The sequence below is a fragment of the Nocardia sp. NPDC055053 genome, from assembly GCF_053608285.1.
This window is the reverse complement of the sequence record NZ_JBSGVD010000007.1, coordinates 44267-58889: the sequence shown is the minus strand read 5'-3', so window position 1 is coordinate 58889 and position 14623 is coordinate 44267. Positions and strand designations below refer to the sequence as shown.

The window sequence follows — 14623 nt, the reverse complement described above, 5'->3', positions numbered from 1 at the left end:
CCGTCCCTCACCGGCCAGGTGATGGTTCCGAAGATCCACTCGCCGGAAATCGCCGGGCGATCGCCGCCGTGATCACGTCCGGTTCGTGTTCCTGAATGAAGTGGCCCGCCCGCGGCAGCTCGACTACGTCGACATCCGTGAAGACGGTACGCATGCGCGGAAGATAGGCATTCGGACGGAACGCCATATCCTTCATGCCCCAGACCAGCAGGGTCGGCTTGTCGCCGAGCAGGGCGGGCACGTCTCGGGCGAGCCGGTCCAGGAGCGGACGTGCGGCGCGAATCTCCTTGGGCGTCGCGGCGAGTCCGCACCGGGCTTCCGCGCTGGGCTGTACCGCGCGGTAGTGGTCGGCCTCGGCCTGGGTGAGCTTGCGGCCCAGTTCTGCCAGCAGGACGCGCTCGACGAGGAAATTCTGTTCGAGAATCCGCCGCTGCATCGGCCTGCTGCTCATGATCGTGCTGAACGCCTTGTTGGCCAGCGCTTCCATCGGCCAGAACACGGTGTTGCCCAGCACGATTCCCCGCACCCGATCCGCGCGAGTGGTGGCCGCGCCGAGGCCGATGGGTCCGCCCCAGTCGTGGCCCATCACGACGAAGTCGTCGAGCTTCAGGTGATCGATCAGCTCGCCGAGGACGGCGGTGTGCTCGGCGACGGTGTAGCCGTAGCCCGCGGGACGTTCGGACAATCCGAAGCCCGGATTGTCGACGGCGATACATCGGTACCGATCCCGCAGGTTCCGCACGATGTGGCGGTAGACGAAGCTCCACGACGGAGCGCCGTGACAGAACAGGATCGGCGGTCCGGTCCCCTCGTCGATGTAGTGCACCCGGCCGGCGGACGAGTCGAACCACCGGGACTCGAACGGGTACAGGTTCCGGTCGGGAACAAAGTCGATCATCATGAGTCCTCCCTCCGACGCCAGACTACAGGTGTCGTACCCGAGATCTCGGTAGCCCCCGTCGTCGAGTCGGCCTGAATTCGTTTGTCGCCCACAGGTTTTTCGTGGCCATCGTTGCCGGGTCACGTGGGGCGACGGTCACTCCGCCGCCCCACTCACGGCCTACGTTCGCGCGTTCACCGCGTTCATCACCGCGTCGAGCGACGCCGCGATCACCGACTTGCTCCGGCCGTAGGCCCAGCCGGTGCGGCCGCCCACCCGGTATTCCAGGTAGCTCACGGCCGTGCTGTCGGCGCCCTGGCCGACCGAATGCTGTGTCAGACCCAGGATCTCCACGGGGTATCCCGCCGCGGCGAGGGCGGTCGTCACCGCGTCGACCGGGCCGACATCGCGATGCACCGAACACAGTTCGCGACCGTCGATCTCGAGCACGATCTCCGTGGCGCCCTCGGCAACCCGCCACTGCGCCAAAGCGATTCGCGGCTCGGCCGACGTGTAGGCCTGTTCGAACAGCGTGAACAGCTCCTTGGCGGTGACCTCCACACCGGTGTCGTCGGCGTGCTCTTGCACCCGGCGGGCGAGATCGATCTGCAAACGCCGCGGCAGGTCCAGCCCGTACCCGGTCTGCAGCAGGTAGGCGATGCCGCCCTTGCCGGATTGGGAGTTGACCCGGATCACGGCGTCGTAGGAGCGACCGATGTCGGCGGGGTCGATCGGCAGATACGGGACCTGCCAATCGATCTCGCGCTCGGCGACTCCGGCTTCGGCCGCGCGTGTGCGATGGTGTGCCATGCCCTTGCGGATCGCGTCCTGGTGCGTTCCGGAAAAGGCGGTGTGCACGAGATCGCCCACGTACGGATGCCTTTCGTGCACGGGCAGCCGGGTGCAGTACTCGACGGTGCGGCGGATCTCGTCGATGTCGGAGAAGTCGACCATCGGGTCGACGCCTTGCGCGTGCAGATTCAGCGCCAGCGTCGCGATGTCGACATTGCCGGTGCGTTCACCGTTGCCGAACACGCAGCCCTCCACCCGCTGCGCGCCGGCCAGGACGGCCAGTTCGGCGCAGGCGATGCCGGTCCCCCGGTCGTTGTGCGGGTGCACCGACAAGATCACCCCGTCGCGGCGCGCCAGGTTGCGATGCATGTACTCGATCTGGTCGGCGTAGATGTTCGGTGTCGCGACCTCCACTGTCGCAGGCAGATTCAGGGTCACCGGCCGCTCCGGGGAGGCCTGCCACAGCTCGGTGACCGCGTCGCAGATCTCCAGGGCGAAGTCGGGTTCGGTCAGATTGAACACCTCGGGCGAGAACTGGAAGCGCACGTTCGGCAGGTCGCCTGCCTCGGCGAGAACAGCGCGGGCGCCGTCCAGGATCAGCTCGCGCAATTGCCCGCGATCCTTGCCGAGCACCACGTCCCGCCAGACCGGCGCGGTGGCGGTGTAGAGGTGGACGACCACCTCGTTGGTGATGCCGCGTACCGATTCGACGGTCCGTTCGATCAGGTCACGGCGAGCGGGCGTGAACACAACGATGGTCACATCGGGTGGCGCGATCGGCGAGTGCGCCAGCAGCCGCACGAAGTCGAAATCGGTCTGTGAGGCGGAGGGGTAGCCCACCTCGATCTCCTTGTACCCCATGGCGACCAGCAGTTCGAAGAACCGGCCCTTGCGGTCGGGATCCATCGGTTCGGCCAGCGCCTGATTGCCGTCGCGCAGGTCTACCGGAACCCACAGCGGGGCGGTGATGATCCGGGCGTCCGGCCAGTCCCGCTGTCCACCAGGAACTTCCACGCGCCGGTGGACATCGCGGTAGCGGTGTGACGGCATGGCCGAATGCCGCTGCCGGTTCCAGGCGGGCGCGCCGGCGGCGACGGCGCCGGCGGGGGTCACCAAGGTGGGAAATGCACTCATGACTGTTCTGCTTCCTGGCCACATCGGGCCACGAGATAACGGCGACCGGCCACGACAGAGCCCCACGGCGGGGCGGCCGGTCGGTCAGGCCCCGCCGTGGCGGCCGAGGAGAAGCGCGGTGTGCGTCATGATGGGTACACTTCTACCACAACTCCTCAGACAAGTAGAGAGGTTTTCGGGTGATATCGCAGGTACGGCGTCAGCCGTTGGCCGCACAAGCGGCCGAGCTCCTTCTCACGCGGATCCGTGCCGGAGAGTGGCCACTGGGTCACCGATTACCCGGCGAGACGGCGCTCGCCGCCCAGCTGGGCGTCGGCCGGTCGACCTTGCGCGAGGCGATCCGGGAGCTGGCGGGCAAGGGAGTGCTCGACAGCAGGCAGGGCGCCGGTGTGTTCGTCACCGCGCTCGATGTCACCGAGGATTGGGATGTCGTCCTGCGCGGCGCCACCATCGCCGCGGTGATCGAGGCGCGCATCGCCATCGAGGCCGAGGCCGCCGCCTTGGCGGCGCGACGGCGCACCCCCGCCGATGTTCGCGCCATCCGCCGCGCGCTGGCGAACCGTCGCGCCGACGGGCAGACCGTGGCCGAGCACGTCGATGCCGACATGGCCTTTCATCGCGCGGTGATCGTCGCCGCCCACAACGACGTGCTGACCCAGCTGTTCGACAGTTTCCTCCCGCGGCTGCGCCTGGCCATGATCGACATGCTCGCGCTGCGCCCCGTCGCGTCGGAACAGGCCGACCACGCCGTGCACGAACAGCTCGCCCAGGCCGTCGCCGACCGGAACCCCACGGCGGCAGCCGAATTCAGCCGCGCCCACCTGTCCGCGTTGAAGGAGGCATTCGCATGACCGCCGCCCCCGTGATCGAACTCGACGAGGTGACCTTCCGCCGTGACGGCAAGAAGATCATCGACGGCGTCTCGCTGACCGTGCGGGCGGGCGAGCACTGGGCGTTGCTCGGCCCCAACGGTGCGGGCAAGAGCACCCTGCTCGGTTTCTGCGGCGCGGTCACCTTCCCCACCACCGGCACCGTGCGGGTACTCGGCGAACAGTTCGGCCGGGTGGAGCTGGCGCGGCTGCGCCGCTCGATCGGGCATGTCAACCCGCGGCATCCGCTGCGCTCGCCGCTCACCGTGCGCGAGGTCGTCCTGACCGGCATCACCGGCACGATCGACACCCCGATGCGCTGGTCCCCCACCGCAGACGACCTGGCGCGGGCCGACGCGATCATCGATTCGCTCGGCCTGTCCGGCAAAGCCGAGGACGTCTGGCCGACCCTGTCCCAGGGCGAACGCGGCCGCACCCTGATCGCCCGCGCCCTCATCAGCGGCCCCCGCGTACTGCTCCTGGACGAACCGTCCACCGGCCTCGATCTGGCCGCCCGCGAGCAACTGCTCACCACCGTCGACACCCTCGACCAGACCCACCCCGAGGTGGCATCGATCCTGGTCACCCACCATCTCGAAGAACTACCGACCACCACAACCCATGCCCTGCTCATCGCCGACGGCCACACCGTCGCCGCAGGCCCCGCCCCGGACGTCATCACCACCGACCACGTCTCCACCGCCTTCGACCACCCCATCGACGTGCGCTACGACGGGGGTCGCTGGGGCGCCAGGGCACGCTGACCACCCACCATGGCGCGAGTTACGATCGCGGGACATCACGTTGTCGGCACGGACAGGAGGATGTCATGAGAATCGTTCACCGGATCGTCGCCACCGCGGGTGTTGCCGCGGGCTTGACGCTGGCCACTACGGGAATCGCCGCCGCTCAGGAGCCCGAAACACCGAAATCAACCCTGGTGGAGTTCATCGAGTCGTGGCCACCGGCGCCACAGGGCTGCGACCGTATCTGGGACCCGATCGAAAACGTCGTCGAGGATCTCGTCCCTGAGCCCGCCAAGGCGGCGTTCGACGCCTTCGACGACTGGTGCGAGGGCACGGAAGACGTCTGACACGCTAGGTCCGGTGTCAGGCGGATTCGAACGGGTCGTCGCCGAAATCCAGGTCGGCGCCGAGTAATTCGTCCGCGCGGGCCAGTGCGCGGTCGAGTTCGTCGGTGACCGAGTCCATGATCGAGATGCCGTCGAGCATCTCGGACAGTTCGGCGCGCAGGGCGTCGAGTTCGGCGATGGCGGGGTCGACGGTGGTCCAGGCGACGGTGTCATGCCACCAGTGGTCCCGCTGGATCCAGGACCACACGATGTCGCGAACCAGCAGTGCGTCGGTGGTGTAGAGCTGGTGGTGGTCTGCGCCGTCGACGTGCTCGAGTTCGTAGGTGCCGTCGTCGAGAAGGCGGGCCTGGATGTGCTCGGTCCCGGTACGGGTCAGCAGGAGAAACGGGTGGTCGGGGGCAGGATCGGTGGCATCGGTGCCGAGGTCGGCCGGGTCGACGGCGCGTGGCGCGCCGGAGCCGTCGCCGAGGTGGACGACGACCTCCGGCGAATCGTCACGGTAAGCACCCATCGGGCCAGTGTGCCGGATCGAAGGCGTGCCAGGACAGTGGTAGCGATGAATCGGCATCGGCAGCCATGTTCACCAGCGGCCGACGAAAACGACCTGCGGGCCGGGGCTGCGCGGAGTACCGTCGCGCCGGTGACGTGGACAGCACCCGAACTCACGCCGGCGCGGACCCTCGTCGGGGCGGCGGAACGCCCGATGCTGCAGTCCTGGTTGGACTTTCACCGCCAGACCTTGCTCGGCAAATGCGGCGGTCTCGACGCCGGGCAGCTCGCGACCCGGTCGGTGCCACCGTCGACGCTCTCGCTGCTCGGGCTGGTCCGCCACCTCACCGAGGTCGAGCGCGGGTGGTTCCGGGTGTCGGCGGCGGGTGAATCGGTCGAGCCGGTCTACGGGTCGGTGACCGAGCCCGACGCCGATTTCGACGACCTCGCCGCGCTGCCCGCCGAGGACGTCTTCGCCGCGTTCCACGCCGAGGTCGCCGCCTGCGACGCGGCCGTCGCCGAACTGCCGCTCGACCATGTCTTCCCTGTCCCGTGGCGTTCCGACGGCTACACCCTGCGCTGGGCGTATCTGCACATGATCGAGGAGTACGCCAGGCACAACGGCCACGCCGACCTGTTGCGGGAACGGATCGACGGCGTCACCGGCAGCTTCTGACTCCGGTCAGCCGGTGACCACCTCGGGGGTCAGCTGGTCGAGATCGTCGATCACCACAGCGGCCGGCGCCAGCGCGTCGGGTGCCGGCGGGAACTCCGGGCGGGGGCAGGCGATCAGGCGCATGCCCGCCGTGTGCGCGGAGAGCAATCCGTTGGTCGAATCCTCCACGGCGGTACAGTCCTTCGGATCGACCCCGAGCCGCCGCGCGACGGTGAGGTACACATCCGGCGCCGGCTTGCCCCTGCCGATCTCCTCGGTCGACAGGATCGCCGAGAAGTACTCCAGCAGACCGGATTTCGCGAGCACCAGGTCGATGAGGGTACGCGGCGAGGAACTGGCAAGGCCGAGTTTCCACTGACCGGCGCACCGCTGCACCGCCTCGACCGCTCCCGGCAGCAACGGCACGTGATGGGCGTACCTGTCGGCCATCAGGTCGATCACCTTGGTCGAGATCTCGTCGAGCGGCATGGCGACGCCGAGGTCGTCACTCATGTAGGCGGCCCACTCGGCGGTGGTCATGCCCATCATCTTGCGCTGCGAATCCGGTTGCCACCGGCCGCCTTTGCGTTCGACATAGTCGCGCCGGACCTGTTCCCAGATGGGCTCGGAATCGATCAGCACGCCGTCCATGTCGAACACAACCGCCGCGATACCCATGCGCTCAGCCTTTCGCCGTTCCTCCGCCGGGCACCACGCGGGCGCGCCGGCCCTTCCGGTACGTACAGACCTGCTCGGTGATCGACACCCAGCCTAATAGAGGCGGGCCTGCGGCGGTGAGCCGTGTCACGAGCGCGCGCCGAAGTGGGACACCGGACGCGAACATCCAGCTCGGCAGCGATAACGTGTTGCATATGGACGATACACAGGTCGGCGCTTCGCTGCCGGACGCAGAGCACCACGAAGGCGGGTTCCGGCCGATCGCCGAGCTGATCCAGCAGCGCAAGGAAGCGAAACTGGGCCACACGATCGGCGGCCCGCACTACGGGGAACTGATCGAACAGGTGCGCGAGCTGATGGACCGCGTGCGCCTGATCAACCCGTCCGACGAACTGGCCAAGGACGCGATCTCGACGCTCGAGCAGCTCAACGCCCGCCTCGACGCGGCGGTCGTGGACGAGTGGTCGGCACCGAGCTGGACCCGCACCGATCTGCCCTCACGCGGCAACATCACGCTGCCGCCGTACACGGTGGACAGCGCCGATGAGGACGGTGTCACCGCCAAGCTGACCTTCCGTACCTTCCATCTCGGCGGCAACAGCGCGGCGCACGGCGGCCAGATCGGCGTCGCCTTCGACGACATCCTCGGCATGACCGCCGCGGTGCACACCAAGGCCGTCACCCGCACCGCGTCGCTGACCATCGACTACCGCTCGATCACCCCGCTCAACCGGGAGCTGACGATCCGCGCGTGGGTCGAGCGCACCGACGGCCGCAAGGTGTATCTGCGGGCGACGATGCACGACGGCGAGCGCCTATGCGCGGAGGCGAACGGCCTGTTCATCCTCCTCAAGCCCGGTCAGCCCTGATCCCCTCCGGTCACCGGGCGACATTGCGATCGACGTGATCCGAATGTCACCCGGACCGGCCGGGGTGGCGTAATACCCGCGCGCGGCGCGATCACCGCAGGTCCCGGCGATGGTCATCCGGCGTAGAAACATCCCCTGAATTCGAGCCCGTTTCACGCCGGGCTCCGGCCCGCATAATGGCCGCTATCGTCGCTGTTCATGCAGGTCAGCGAGAAAACGGCAGCCGCAGAGCCCACCCCGATTCGAGGCCAGCGCGCCGATCGGGCGCGCCGGGTGGCCGACATCCTGCGCCACCAGATCCTGGCCGGCGCGGTCGAGGGCGCGCTGCCCGGCGAGCAGGAGCTCGCCGCCGAGCACGACACCTCCCGCAACACTGTCCGTGAGGCGCTGGCGCTGCTACGCGCCGAAGGCCTCATCGATCGCGCGCCGAAGGTCGGCACCCGCGTCGCGGCCCGCAAATACGACCACGGCCTGGACGCGCTGCTCGGCTTGCAGGAGACGCTCAAGGAACACGGCACCGTCCGCAACGAGGTGCGCGCGGCCACCCACATCACCGCTCCCCCGGCCGTCGCGCGCAGGCTCGGTCTCGCGCCCGGCGACCGCGTGGTCTACATCGAGCGGCTACGTTTCCTCGCCGACCTGCCATTGAGCCTCGATCTCACCTATCTCGCCCCCGATGTCGGCGCTGCCGTGCTGGCCAACGATCTCGAGACCACAGACGTCTTCGTCCTGCTCGAGCAGGTCACCGGGCAGTCCCTCGGCGCCGCCGAACTCGCCCTCGAAGCGGTGGCGGCCGATCCGCACACCGCGACGACCCTCGACACACCGGCGGGTGCTCCGCTGCTGATGCTCGAGCGCCTCACCCATCTCGACGACGGCCGACCCGTCGACCTCGAGTACATCCGCATGCGCGGTGACCGCATCACCATGCGCGGCAGCCTCACCCGCACCGCACCCGAATGGAAGGTCCTGTAGATGGCACTGGTCCCCCAGCGTGCCGACGTCCCCGTGACGATCGACGAATCGCTGTGCATCACCGGCTGCACCCTGTGCGTCGATATGTGTCCGCTCGATTCCCTTGCCATCCACGAGGATTCGGGCAAGGCCTACATGCACGTCGACGAGTGCTGGTACTGCGGGCCCTGCGCGGCCCGCTGCCCCACCGGCGCCGTCACCGTCAACATGCCCTATCTGCTCCGCTGAACCCGGGAAATCCACGCATGAAGATCACTCGTCTCGTCCCCGCCGTGCTCGCCGTCGCGCTCGCCGCGGCGGGCTGCTCCCTCGAAAACTCCGATGCCGCACCGGCGGGCACCGTCAAGGTCGTCGTCGGCTATCAGTCCAAGACCATCAATACCGTCACCGCGGGCACGCTGCTCAGGGCACAGGGCTACCTGGAGCAGCGGCTGCAGCAGATCACCGATGCCGGCGGCGCGAAGTACCAGGTGGAGTGGCAGGACTACGACACCGGCGCGCCCATCACCGCGCAGATGGTGGCCGAGAAGATCGATATCGGGTCGATGGGCGACTACCCGTTGCTCATCAACGGTTCCCGGACCCAGGCCAACGAACGCGCGCGCACCGAGCTGGTCTCGATCACCGGCTACAACCCCAAGGGCGCGCTGAACATGGTTGTCGTGCCGAATGATTCACCGGCGCGGTCACTCACCGATCTGGCCGGGCAGAAGATCTCGGCCAGTGTGGGTTCGGCGGGACACGGCACGCTCGTGCAGGCGCTGACCCGGGCGGGCATCGACCCGGCCAAGGGCGTGGAAGTGCTGAATCAGCAGCCGCAGGTGGGGGCGACGGCGCTGGAGTCGCATCAGGTGAGCGCGTTGTCGCAGTTCGTGGCGTGGCCGGGTCTGCTGGTGCAGCAGAACAAGGCCAAACTGCTCTACGACGGCGCCGAGCTGAACGTGCCGACCTTCCACGGTGTGGTGGCGCGCCGGGCCTACGCGTCCGAGCATCCCGAGGTGCTACAGGCCTTCCTGGCGGCGCAGCTGGACGCGACCGCGTTCCTCAACGAGAAGCCGTTCGAAGCAGCAGATCTCGTGGCCAAGGGATCGGGTCTGCCACAGGAGGTGGTGTATCTCTACAACGGCCCTGGCGGCACGAGTTTCGACACCACGCTCAAGGCGAACCTGATCGCCGCGTTCAAAGACGATGTGGCCTACCTGAAGTCGATCGGTGACTTCGCGGACCTCGATATCGACGCGTTCGTCCAGGACGGGCCGCTGCGCAAGGCCTTCGCCGAGACCGGTCGTGGCGACTACGACACCGCGCTGGCCTCGCGGGTCAATCCGAGCAAGGTCACCGGGACCGATCCGATCTGCGCTGTGCCGGTGAACGATCCGGCACTGGCCGGAGAGATCTGGGTCGACGGTGCGGGCAAGCCACAGCCCGCCGCCAACCCCGGCTGCCTGTTGCGGGCGGTGCAGGCCGCCAAGGCGCAGGGCAAGACGATTCGCGCGGTGTACGTCCCCGATGCCGAGCTGGGCACCCGCTGGTTCGCCGACAAGGCGATCTGGCTGCGCGAGGGCTCGCAGTACCTGCCGTTCACCACGCAGGCCGCGGCCGACCGCTACCGTGCCACTCATCCCAGCGCCGCTCCGGTCTCCTACGAGCAGGCCGTGACGGAAGTCCGCGGATGAGCGCGGTTTCCGGGGCTGCCGTCGGGACGAAAGCCATCCCGGCGGGCGGCGCCGCGTCGGACGAGACTGCCTCCACCACAACCGTTCTCGCCGACAAGGCGCCGGATGCCGACAGCGCGTCCGGGAGGTCGGTGTGGGTTTCCCGGGTGATCCGGGTCGCGTCGGTGGCGGTGGCCATCGGCCTGTGGCAGTTGCTCACCGCGAGTGATGTGCGGGCCGGGCTGCGGTTCGACACCCTGCCGACGGTGACCGAGATCGTCGCCGAGTTCGGCGAGCATCTCGGCACCGGGCAGTACTACCTGGATGTGGCGCAGTCGCTGATCCGGATCGTCACCGGGTTCGGGCTGGCCGCGGTGATCGGTGTGCTGGCGGGCATCGGCCTCGGCCGGTCGCGGCTGCTGGCCGACGTGTTCGGTCCACTGGCCGAGCTGATCCGCCCGATCCCGGCGATCGCGCTGGTGCCGGTGGCGATCCTGCTGTTCCCCAGCGACGAGTCCGGGATCGTGTTCATCACCTTCACCGCGTCGCTGTTCCCGGTGCTGGTGAGTACCAGGCACGCGACCCGGGCGCTGCCGACCATCTGGGAGGACGCCGTGCGCACGCTGGGTGCCACCCGGCGCGAAGTTCTGACCAGGGTCGTGGTCCCCGGCATCCTGCCCGGCGTGTTCAGCGGCCTCTCGGTGGGTATGGGCGTGGCCTGGATCTGCCTCATCTCCGCCGAGATGATCTCCGGGCGACTCGGGATCGGCTACCGCACCTGGCAGTCCTACACCATCGTCGACTACCCCGCCGTGTTCGTCGGCATGATCACCATCGGCGTCCTCGGCTTCCTCACCTCCGGAATCGTCGAACTGGCAGGCCGCAGGGTCACCCGCTGGCTGCCGAGAGAGGTTGCTTCATGACCACGACCACCGCGGCGCCCACCGTCTCGGCCGGCATGCGCTTGAGCCTGGAATCGGTGCGGATCAGCTACGGCGCCAAGACCGTGGTGCGTGACCTCGACCTCGAGATCGCGCCCGGTGAGATCCTGGTCCTGGTCGGCAAATCCGGCTGCGGCAAGTCGACGCTGCTGCGGGCGATCGCCGGGCTGCGGCACCCGAGCGGCGGTGTCATCCGCGCCGACGACGACACCGTGGCCGGACCGTCCGCCGATCGGGCGCTGGTGTTCCAGGACGACGCGCTGCTGCCGTGGCGGACCGCCCGCGCCAATGTCGAACTCGCGCTGCGCCTTCGGGGCGTGCCGCGCGGTCAGCGGGCGACCCGGTCGCAGCGCTGGCTCGACGAGGTCGGGCTCACCGGGTACGCCGACTATCTGCCGCGTGATCTGTCCGGCGGTATGCGCCAGCGGGTGCAGCTCGCCCGCAGCCTGGCCGGTTCGCCGCGCGCCGTCCTGATGGACGAGCCGTTCGGCGCGCTCGACAGCCAGACCCGCGCGGAGATGCAGCGCCTGCTCGTCGACACCTGGCGCGCCCACCCGACCACGATCGTTTTCGTCACCCACGACCTCGACGAAGCGCTGCTGCTCGGTGACCGGATCGCCGTGCTCGGCGACGGTGCGCTGCGCGCGGTCGTCGAGGTGCCCGACCCGCGCGAGCCGGTGGACCGGCAGGCGCTACGGGACCAAATCCTGGAGTCGCTGTGAACATTCCCGACCTGTCCGACCGCATCCGGCTCGACTGCGATGTGCTCGTCATCGGCGGCGGCACCGCGGGCACCATGGCCGCGCTCACCGCCGCGGAGTCCGGGGCGAACGTGCTGCTGCTGGAAAAGGCGCACGTCCGCCACTCCGGTGCGCTGGCCATGGGGATGGACGGTGTGAACAATGCCGTCATCCCGGGCAAGGCCGAGCCGGAGGACTACGTCGCCGAGATCACCCGCGCCAACGACGGCATCGTCGACCAGCGCACCGTGTACCAAACGGCGACACGGGGTTTCGCGATGGTGCAGCGGCTCGAACGGTACGGCGTGAAGTTCGAGAAGGACGAGTACGGCGAGTACGCGGTGCGCCGGGTGCATCGGTCGGGGTCGTATGTGCTGCCGATGCCCGAGGGCAAGGATGTGAAGAAGGCGCTGTATCGCGTGCTGCGCCAGCGCAAAATGCGCGAGAAGATCCAGATCGAGAACCGGTTGATGCCCGTGCGGGTGCTCACCGAGAACGGGCGTGCCGTCGGTGCGGCCGCGTTGAACACGCGCACAGGGGAATTCGTCGAGGTCGGTGCGAAAGCGGTGATCCTGGCGACGGGTCCGTGTGGCAGGCTCGGGCTGCCCGCCTCGGGCTATCTCTACGGCACCTACGAGAACCCGACCAACGCCGGTGACGGGTACGCCATGGCGTATCACGCCGGTGCGGAGCTGTCCGGGATCGAGTGCTTCCAGATCAATCCGCTGATCAAGGACTACAACGGTCCGGCGTGCGCCTATGTCGCGAATCCGTTCGGTGGCTACCAGGTCAATGCCGAGGGTGAGCGGTTCGTCGACTCCGACTATTGGTCGGGGCAGATGATGGCGGAGGTGAAGCAGGAGATCGAATCCGCGCGCGGGCCCATCTATCTCAAGGTCTCGCATCTGCCGGACGAGACGCTGTCGACCCTCGAATCGATCCTGCACACCACCGAGCGGCCCACTCGCGGCACGTTCCACGCCAATCGCGGCCACGACTACCGCACCCACGATATCGAGATGCACATCTCCGAGATCGGTTTGTGCAGTGGGCATTCCGCGTCGGGCGTGTGGGTGGACGAGAACGCCCGCACCACGGTCCCCGGACTGTATGCCGCCGGTGATCTGGCGTGCGTGCCGCACAACTACATGATCGGCGCGTTTGTCTACGGCGATCTTGCGGGCGCGCACGCGGCGTCCACACTGACCGAAGTCGCTGCGCCGACCGCATTGCCCGAGGACCAGCTCGCCGCCGCGCACGAACTGATCTACCGTCCCCTGCGTCAGCCGGAAGGGCCGCCGCAGCCGCAGGTCGAATACAAGCTGCGGCGTTTCGTGAACGACTATGTGGCGCCGCCGAAGACCGCGGCCAAGCTGTCGATCGCGGTGGAGACCTTCGAGCGGATGCGCGGTGAGGTGGAAGGAATCGGTGCCCGGACACCGCACGAGTTGATGCGGGCGGCGGAGGTGTCGTTCATCCGCGACTGCGCGGAGATGGCGGCGCGCAGCTCACTGACCCGCACCGAATCCCGGTGGGGGCTCTATCACGACCGCGCCGATCTGCCCGAGCGCGACGACGAGTCGTGGAACTTCCACCTGAATCTGCGCAAGACCGCCGCGGGTGACATGGAGTTCGTGAAGCGGTCGGTGGCACCGTATCTGGTGCCGGTTCCTGGCTTGGACGATGTGCCCTCGGCCGAGCCGATCGTCGAGGTGATCGCGCAGCCCGAGCTGGTCGGGACCCGGGCGCCGCAGCACGACGCGCCGGTGCGCAGTCAGCCGGTGGCTGCCTCGCCCTCCTCGCCCCGGCTGGTTACCCTGCTCGCCCTGGATTCGCCTGCCGTCGACGATGTTTCGAGCTACCTCACCGATCCCGATCCGGTCGTGCGGGTGGCCGCGCTGTCGGTGCTCACCGAGAACACACCTGACGGGTTCGCCGGTGAACTGGTGCGCGCGCTCGGTGACGAGGCCGCCTCGGTGCGGCGGACCGCGGCCGAGAGCCTGCGGGAGCTGGTAGAGGTGCTGCCGGGCGCGGGTGCGCTGGCCGGGCACCTCGGTTCCCCGGATCCGCTCGTGCGGGCCACCGTCGTCGACCTGCTGCGAGCGCTGCGAGCGGGGTCGGCCGTGGAATACCGTGCGGCACTGAGCGATGCCGATCATCGGGTCCGAATCGAGGCGGTGCGTGCGCTCGTGTCGCTCGACGACGCCGAAGCGGTGGCCTCCATCGCCGGTGACGTGAATCGCGAGGTGCGGATCGCCGTCGCCCAGGGTCTCGCGTCGATCGGTGCGGGTGGGGTCGAGGTGGTGCGGGTGCTCACCGGCGATCCCGATCCGCTGGTGCGGGCCGCCGCGCTGACGGCCTATGCCGCGCTGGGTACCGGCGCCGAGGATGTCACGGAACTGGCTGCGGCGCTGCGCCATTCGGCCTGGCAGGTGCGAGTCGGCGCGGCACGAGGCCTGGCCGGAGCCTCGCCGGAATCGGCTGTGTCACCGCTGACCGAAGCTCTCGCCGACCGGCACCTTGACGTCCGTAAGGCCGCGGTTCTCGCGCTGGCGACCTGGCCGGCCGACAACGCCGCGGTGGACGCCTTGGAGACCGCGATTGCCGACCCTGACGCCGATGTCCGCGCGTACGCCAGGCGTGCCGTCGTCGCGGCAGGCCGCACACCGGGTGACCCGACCCGGGCCGCCGTGCTGACCGAAGCGCGCGCGTGACCGGCACCGCATCGGGACTGTGCCGTAGCACGGCTGCGGCACAGTCCCCACTCAGAGGGACATCTCACCTCCGGCACCGGGCGGACCTCGCTGGTCGCGCGGCGACGGGCGGGATTGGTCTACGCGCGCCGGGTGAGGT

Annotated in this window: 15 protein-coding genes; 11 read left to right on the top strand and 4 right to left on the bottom strand. The window is 68.7% G+C overall.

Annotation, left to right across the window (positions count from 1 at the left end):
* Positions 1-7 precede the first annotated feature (7 nt).
* Positions 8-901, bottom strand: a complete 894-nt coding sequence (locus tag ACWF82_RS09660; protein ID WP_452499729.1) for a haloalkane dehalogenase — start codon at positions 899-901, stop codon at positions 8-10.
* A 159-nt stretch (positions 902-1060) separates the two neighbouring features.
* Complete coding sequence (locus ACWF82_RS09655; protein WP_452500044.1) at positions 1061-2722, bottom strand: 2-isopropylmalate synthase; 1662 nt, start codon at positions 2720-2722, stop codon at positions 1061-1063.
* A gap of 263 nt (positions 2723-2985) precedes the next feature.
* Between ACWF82_RS09655 and ACWF82_RS09650 the strand changes: the two genes are divergently transcribed.
* The 3 genes from ACWF82_RS09650 (at position 2986) to ACWF82_RS09640 (ending at position 4768) form a co-directional block, all read left to right on the top strand.
* A complete protein-coding gene (locus ACWF82_RS09650; RefSeq protein WP_452499728.1) occupies positions 2986-3657 on the top strand; it encodes a FadR/GntR family transcriptional regulator in 672 nt (223 codons plus the stop codon).
* Entirely contained in the window at positions 3654-4439 is a 786-nt protein-coding gene (locus tag ACWF82_RS09645) for an ABC transporter ATP-binding protein (RefSeq protein WP_452499726.1), read from the top strand. The genes ACWF82_RS09650 and ACWF82_RS09645 overlap by 4 nt, the downstream gene beginning before the upstream one ends.
* 65 nt (positions 4440-4504) lie before the next feature.
* Entirely contained in the window at positions 4505-4768 is a 264-nt protein-coding gene (locus tag ACWF82_RS09640) for a hypothetical protein (protein ID WP_452499724.1), read from the top strand.
* A gap of 16 nt (positions 4769-4784) precedes the next feature.
* Here ACWF82_RS09640 and ACWF82_RS09635 read toward each other — a convergent pair whose 3' ends face one another.
* Positions 4785-5279: a hypothetical protein gene (locus tag ACWF82_RS09635; protein ID WP_452499723.1), complete on the bottom strand. Its 495-nt coding sequence runs from the start codon at positions 5277-5279 to the stop codon at positions 4785-4787.
* Between the two features lie 129 nt (positions 5280-5408).
* Between ACWF82_RS09635 and ACWF82_RS09630 the strand changes: the two genes are divergently transcribed.
* A complete protein-coding gene (locus ACWF82_RS09630; protein ID WP_452499721.1) occupies positions 5409-5933 on the top strand; it encodes a DinB family protein in 525 nt (174 codons plus the stop codon).
* A 6-nt stretch (positions 5934-5939) separates the two neighbouring features.
* Here ACWF82_RS09630 and ACWF82_RS09625 read toward each other — a convergent pair whose 3' ends face one another.
* Positions 5940-6590 carry an HAD family hydrolase gene (locus ACWF82_RS09625; RefSeq protein ID WP_452499719.1) on the bottom strand — a complete coding sequence of 217 codons (651 nt, stop codon included), beginning with the start codon at positions 6588-6590 and terminating at the stop codon, positions 5940-5942.
* A 194-nt stretch (positions 6591-6784) separates the two neighbouring features.
* On the opposite strand from ACWF82_RS09625, the gene ACWF82_RS09620 reads away from it, so the two are divergent.
* From ACWF82_RS09620 to ACWF82_RS09590, 7 genes are all read left to right on the top strand, one after another.
* Complete coding sequence (locus tag ACWF82_RS09620) at positions 6785-7459, top strand: PaaI family thioesterase (protein WP_452499718.1); 675 nt, start codon at positions 6785-6787, stop codon at positions 7457-7459.
* Between the two features lie 198 nt (positions 7460-7657).
* A complete protein-coding gene (locus ACWF82_RS09615; protein ID WP_452499716.1) occupies positions 7658-8434 on the top strand; it encodes a GntR family transcriptional regulator in 777 nt (258 codons plus the stop codon).
* Entirely contained in the window at positions 8435-8662 is a 228-nt protein-coding gene (locus ACWF82_RS09610) for a 4Fe-4S dicluster domain-containing protein (protein ID WP_019046727.1), read from the top strand. It abuts the gene before it with no gap.
* A gap of 17 nt (positions 8663-8679) precedes the next feature.
* Complete coding sequence (locus ACWF82_RS09605) at positions 8680-10110, top strand: ABC transporter substrate-binding protein (protein WP_452499714.1); 1431 nt, start codon at positions 8680-8682, stop codon at positions 10108-10110.
* Positions 10107-11012 (top strand): ABC transporter permease, encoded by a 906-nt coding sequence (locus tag ACWF82_RS09600; RefSeq protein WP_452499712.1) that lies wholly within the window; start codon positions 10107-10109, stop codon positions 11010-11012. Before ACWF82_RS09605 ends, ACWF82_RS09600 begins: the two co-directional genes overlap by 4 nt.
* Positions 11009-11752 carry an ABC transporter ATP-binding protein gene (locus ACWF82_RS09595; protein WP_452499710.1) on the top strand — a complete coding sequence of 248 codons (744 nt, stop codon included), beginning with the start codon at positions 11009-11011 and terminating at the stop codon, positions 11750-11752. Before ACWF82_RS09600 ends, ACWF82_RS09595 begins: the two co-directional genes overlap by 4 nt.
* Complete coding sequence (locus ACWF82_RS09590; RefSeq protein WP_452499708.1) at positions 11749-14484, top strand: fumarate reductase/succinate dehydrogenase flavoprotein subunit; 2736 nt, start codon at positions 11749-11751, stop codon at positions 14482-14484. Before ACWF82_RS09595 ends, ACWF82_RS09590 begins: the two co-directional genes overlap by 4 nt.
* Positions 14485-14623 lie beyond the last annotated feature (139 nt).

What these genes read in the sequence shown, in the direction of transcription:
- ACWF82_RS09635 (WP_452499723.1), bottom strand. Translation starts at nt 5,279, where the DNA reads ATGGGTGCTTACCGTGACGATTCGCCGGAGGTCGTCGTCCACCTCGGC.
- ACWF82_RS09605 (WP_452499714.1), top strand. Translation starts at nt 8,680, where the DNA reads ATGAAGATCACTCGTCTCGTCCCCGCCGTGCTCGCCGTCGCGCTCGCC.
- ACWF82_RS09640 (WP_452499724.1), top strand. Translation starts at nt 4,505, where the DNA reads ATGAGAATCGTTCACCGGATCGTCGCCACCGCGGGTGTTGCCGCGGGC.
- ACWF82_RS09595 (WP_452499710.1), top strand. Translation starts at nt 11,009, where the DNA reads ATGACCACGACCACCGCGGCGCCCACCGTCTCGGCCGGCATGCGCTTG.
- ACWF82_RS09600 (WP_452499712.1), top strand. Translation starts at nt 10,107, where the DNA reads ATGAGCGCGGTTTCCGGGGCTGCCGTCGGGACGAAAGCCATCCCGGCG.
- ACWF82_RS09615 (WP_452499716.1), top strand. Translation starts at nt 7,658, where the DNA reads ATGCAGGTCAGCGAGAAAACGGCAGCCGCAGAGCCCACCCCGATTCGA.
- ACWF82_RS09620 (WP_452499718.1), top strand. Translation starts at nt 6,785, where the DNA reads ATGGACGATACACAGGTCGGCGCTTCGCTGCCGGACGCAGAGCACCAC.
- ACWF82_RS09610 (WP_019046727.1), top strand. Translation starts at nt 8,435, where the DNA reads ATGGCACTGGTCCCCCAGCGTGCCGACGTCCCCGTGACGATCGACGAA.
- ACWF82_RS09625 (WP_452499719.1), bottom strand. Translation starts at nt 6,590, where the DNA reads ATGGGTATCGCGGCGGTTGTGTTCGACATGGACGGCGTGCTGATCGAT.
- ACWF82_RS09645 (WP_452499726.1), top strand. Translation starts at nt 3,654, where the DNA reads ATGACCGCCGCCCCCGTGATCGAACTCGACGAGGTGACCTTCCGCCGT.
- ACWF82_RS09660 (WP_452499729.1), bottom strand. Translation starts at nt 901, where the DNA reads ATGATGATCGACTTTGTTCCCGACCGGAACCTGTACCCGTTCGAGTCC.
- ACWF82_RS09655 (WP_452500044.1), bottom strand. Translation starts at nt 2,722, where the DNA reads ATGCCGTCACACCGCTACCGCGATGTCCACCGGCGCGTGGAAGTTCCT.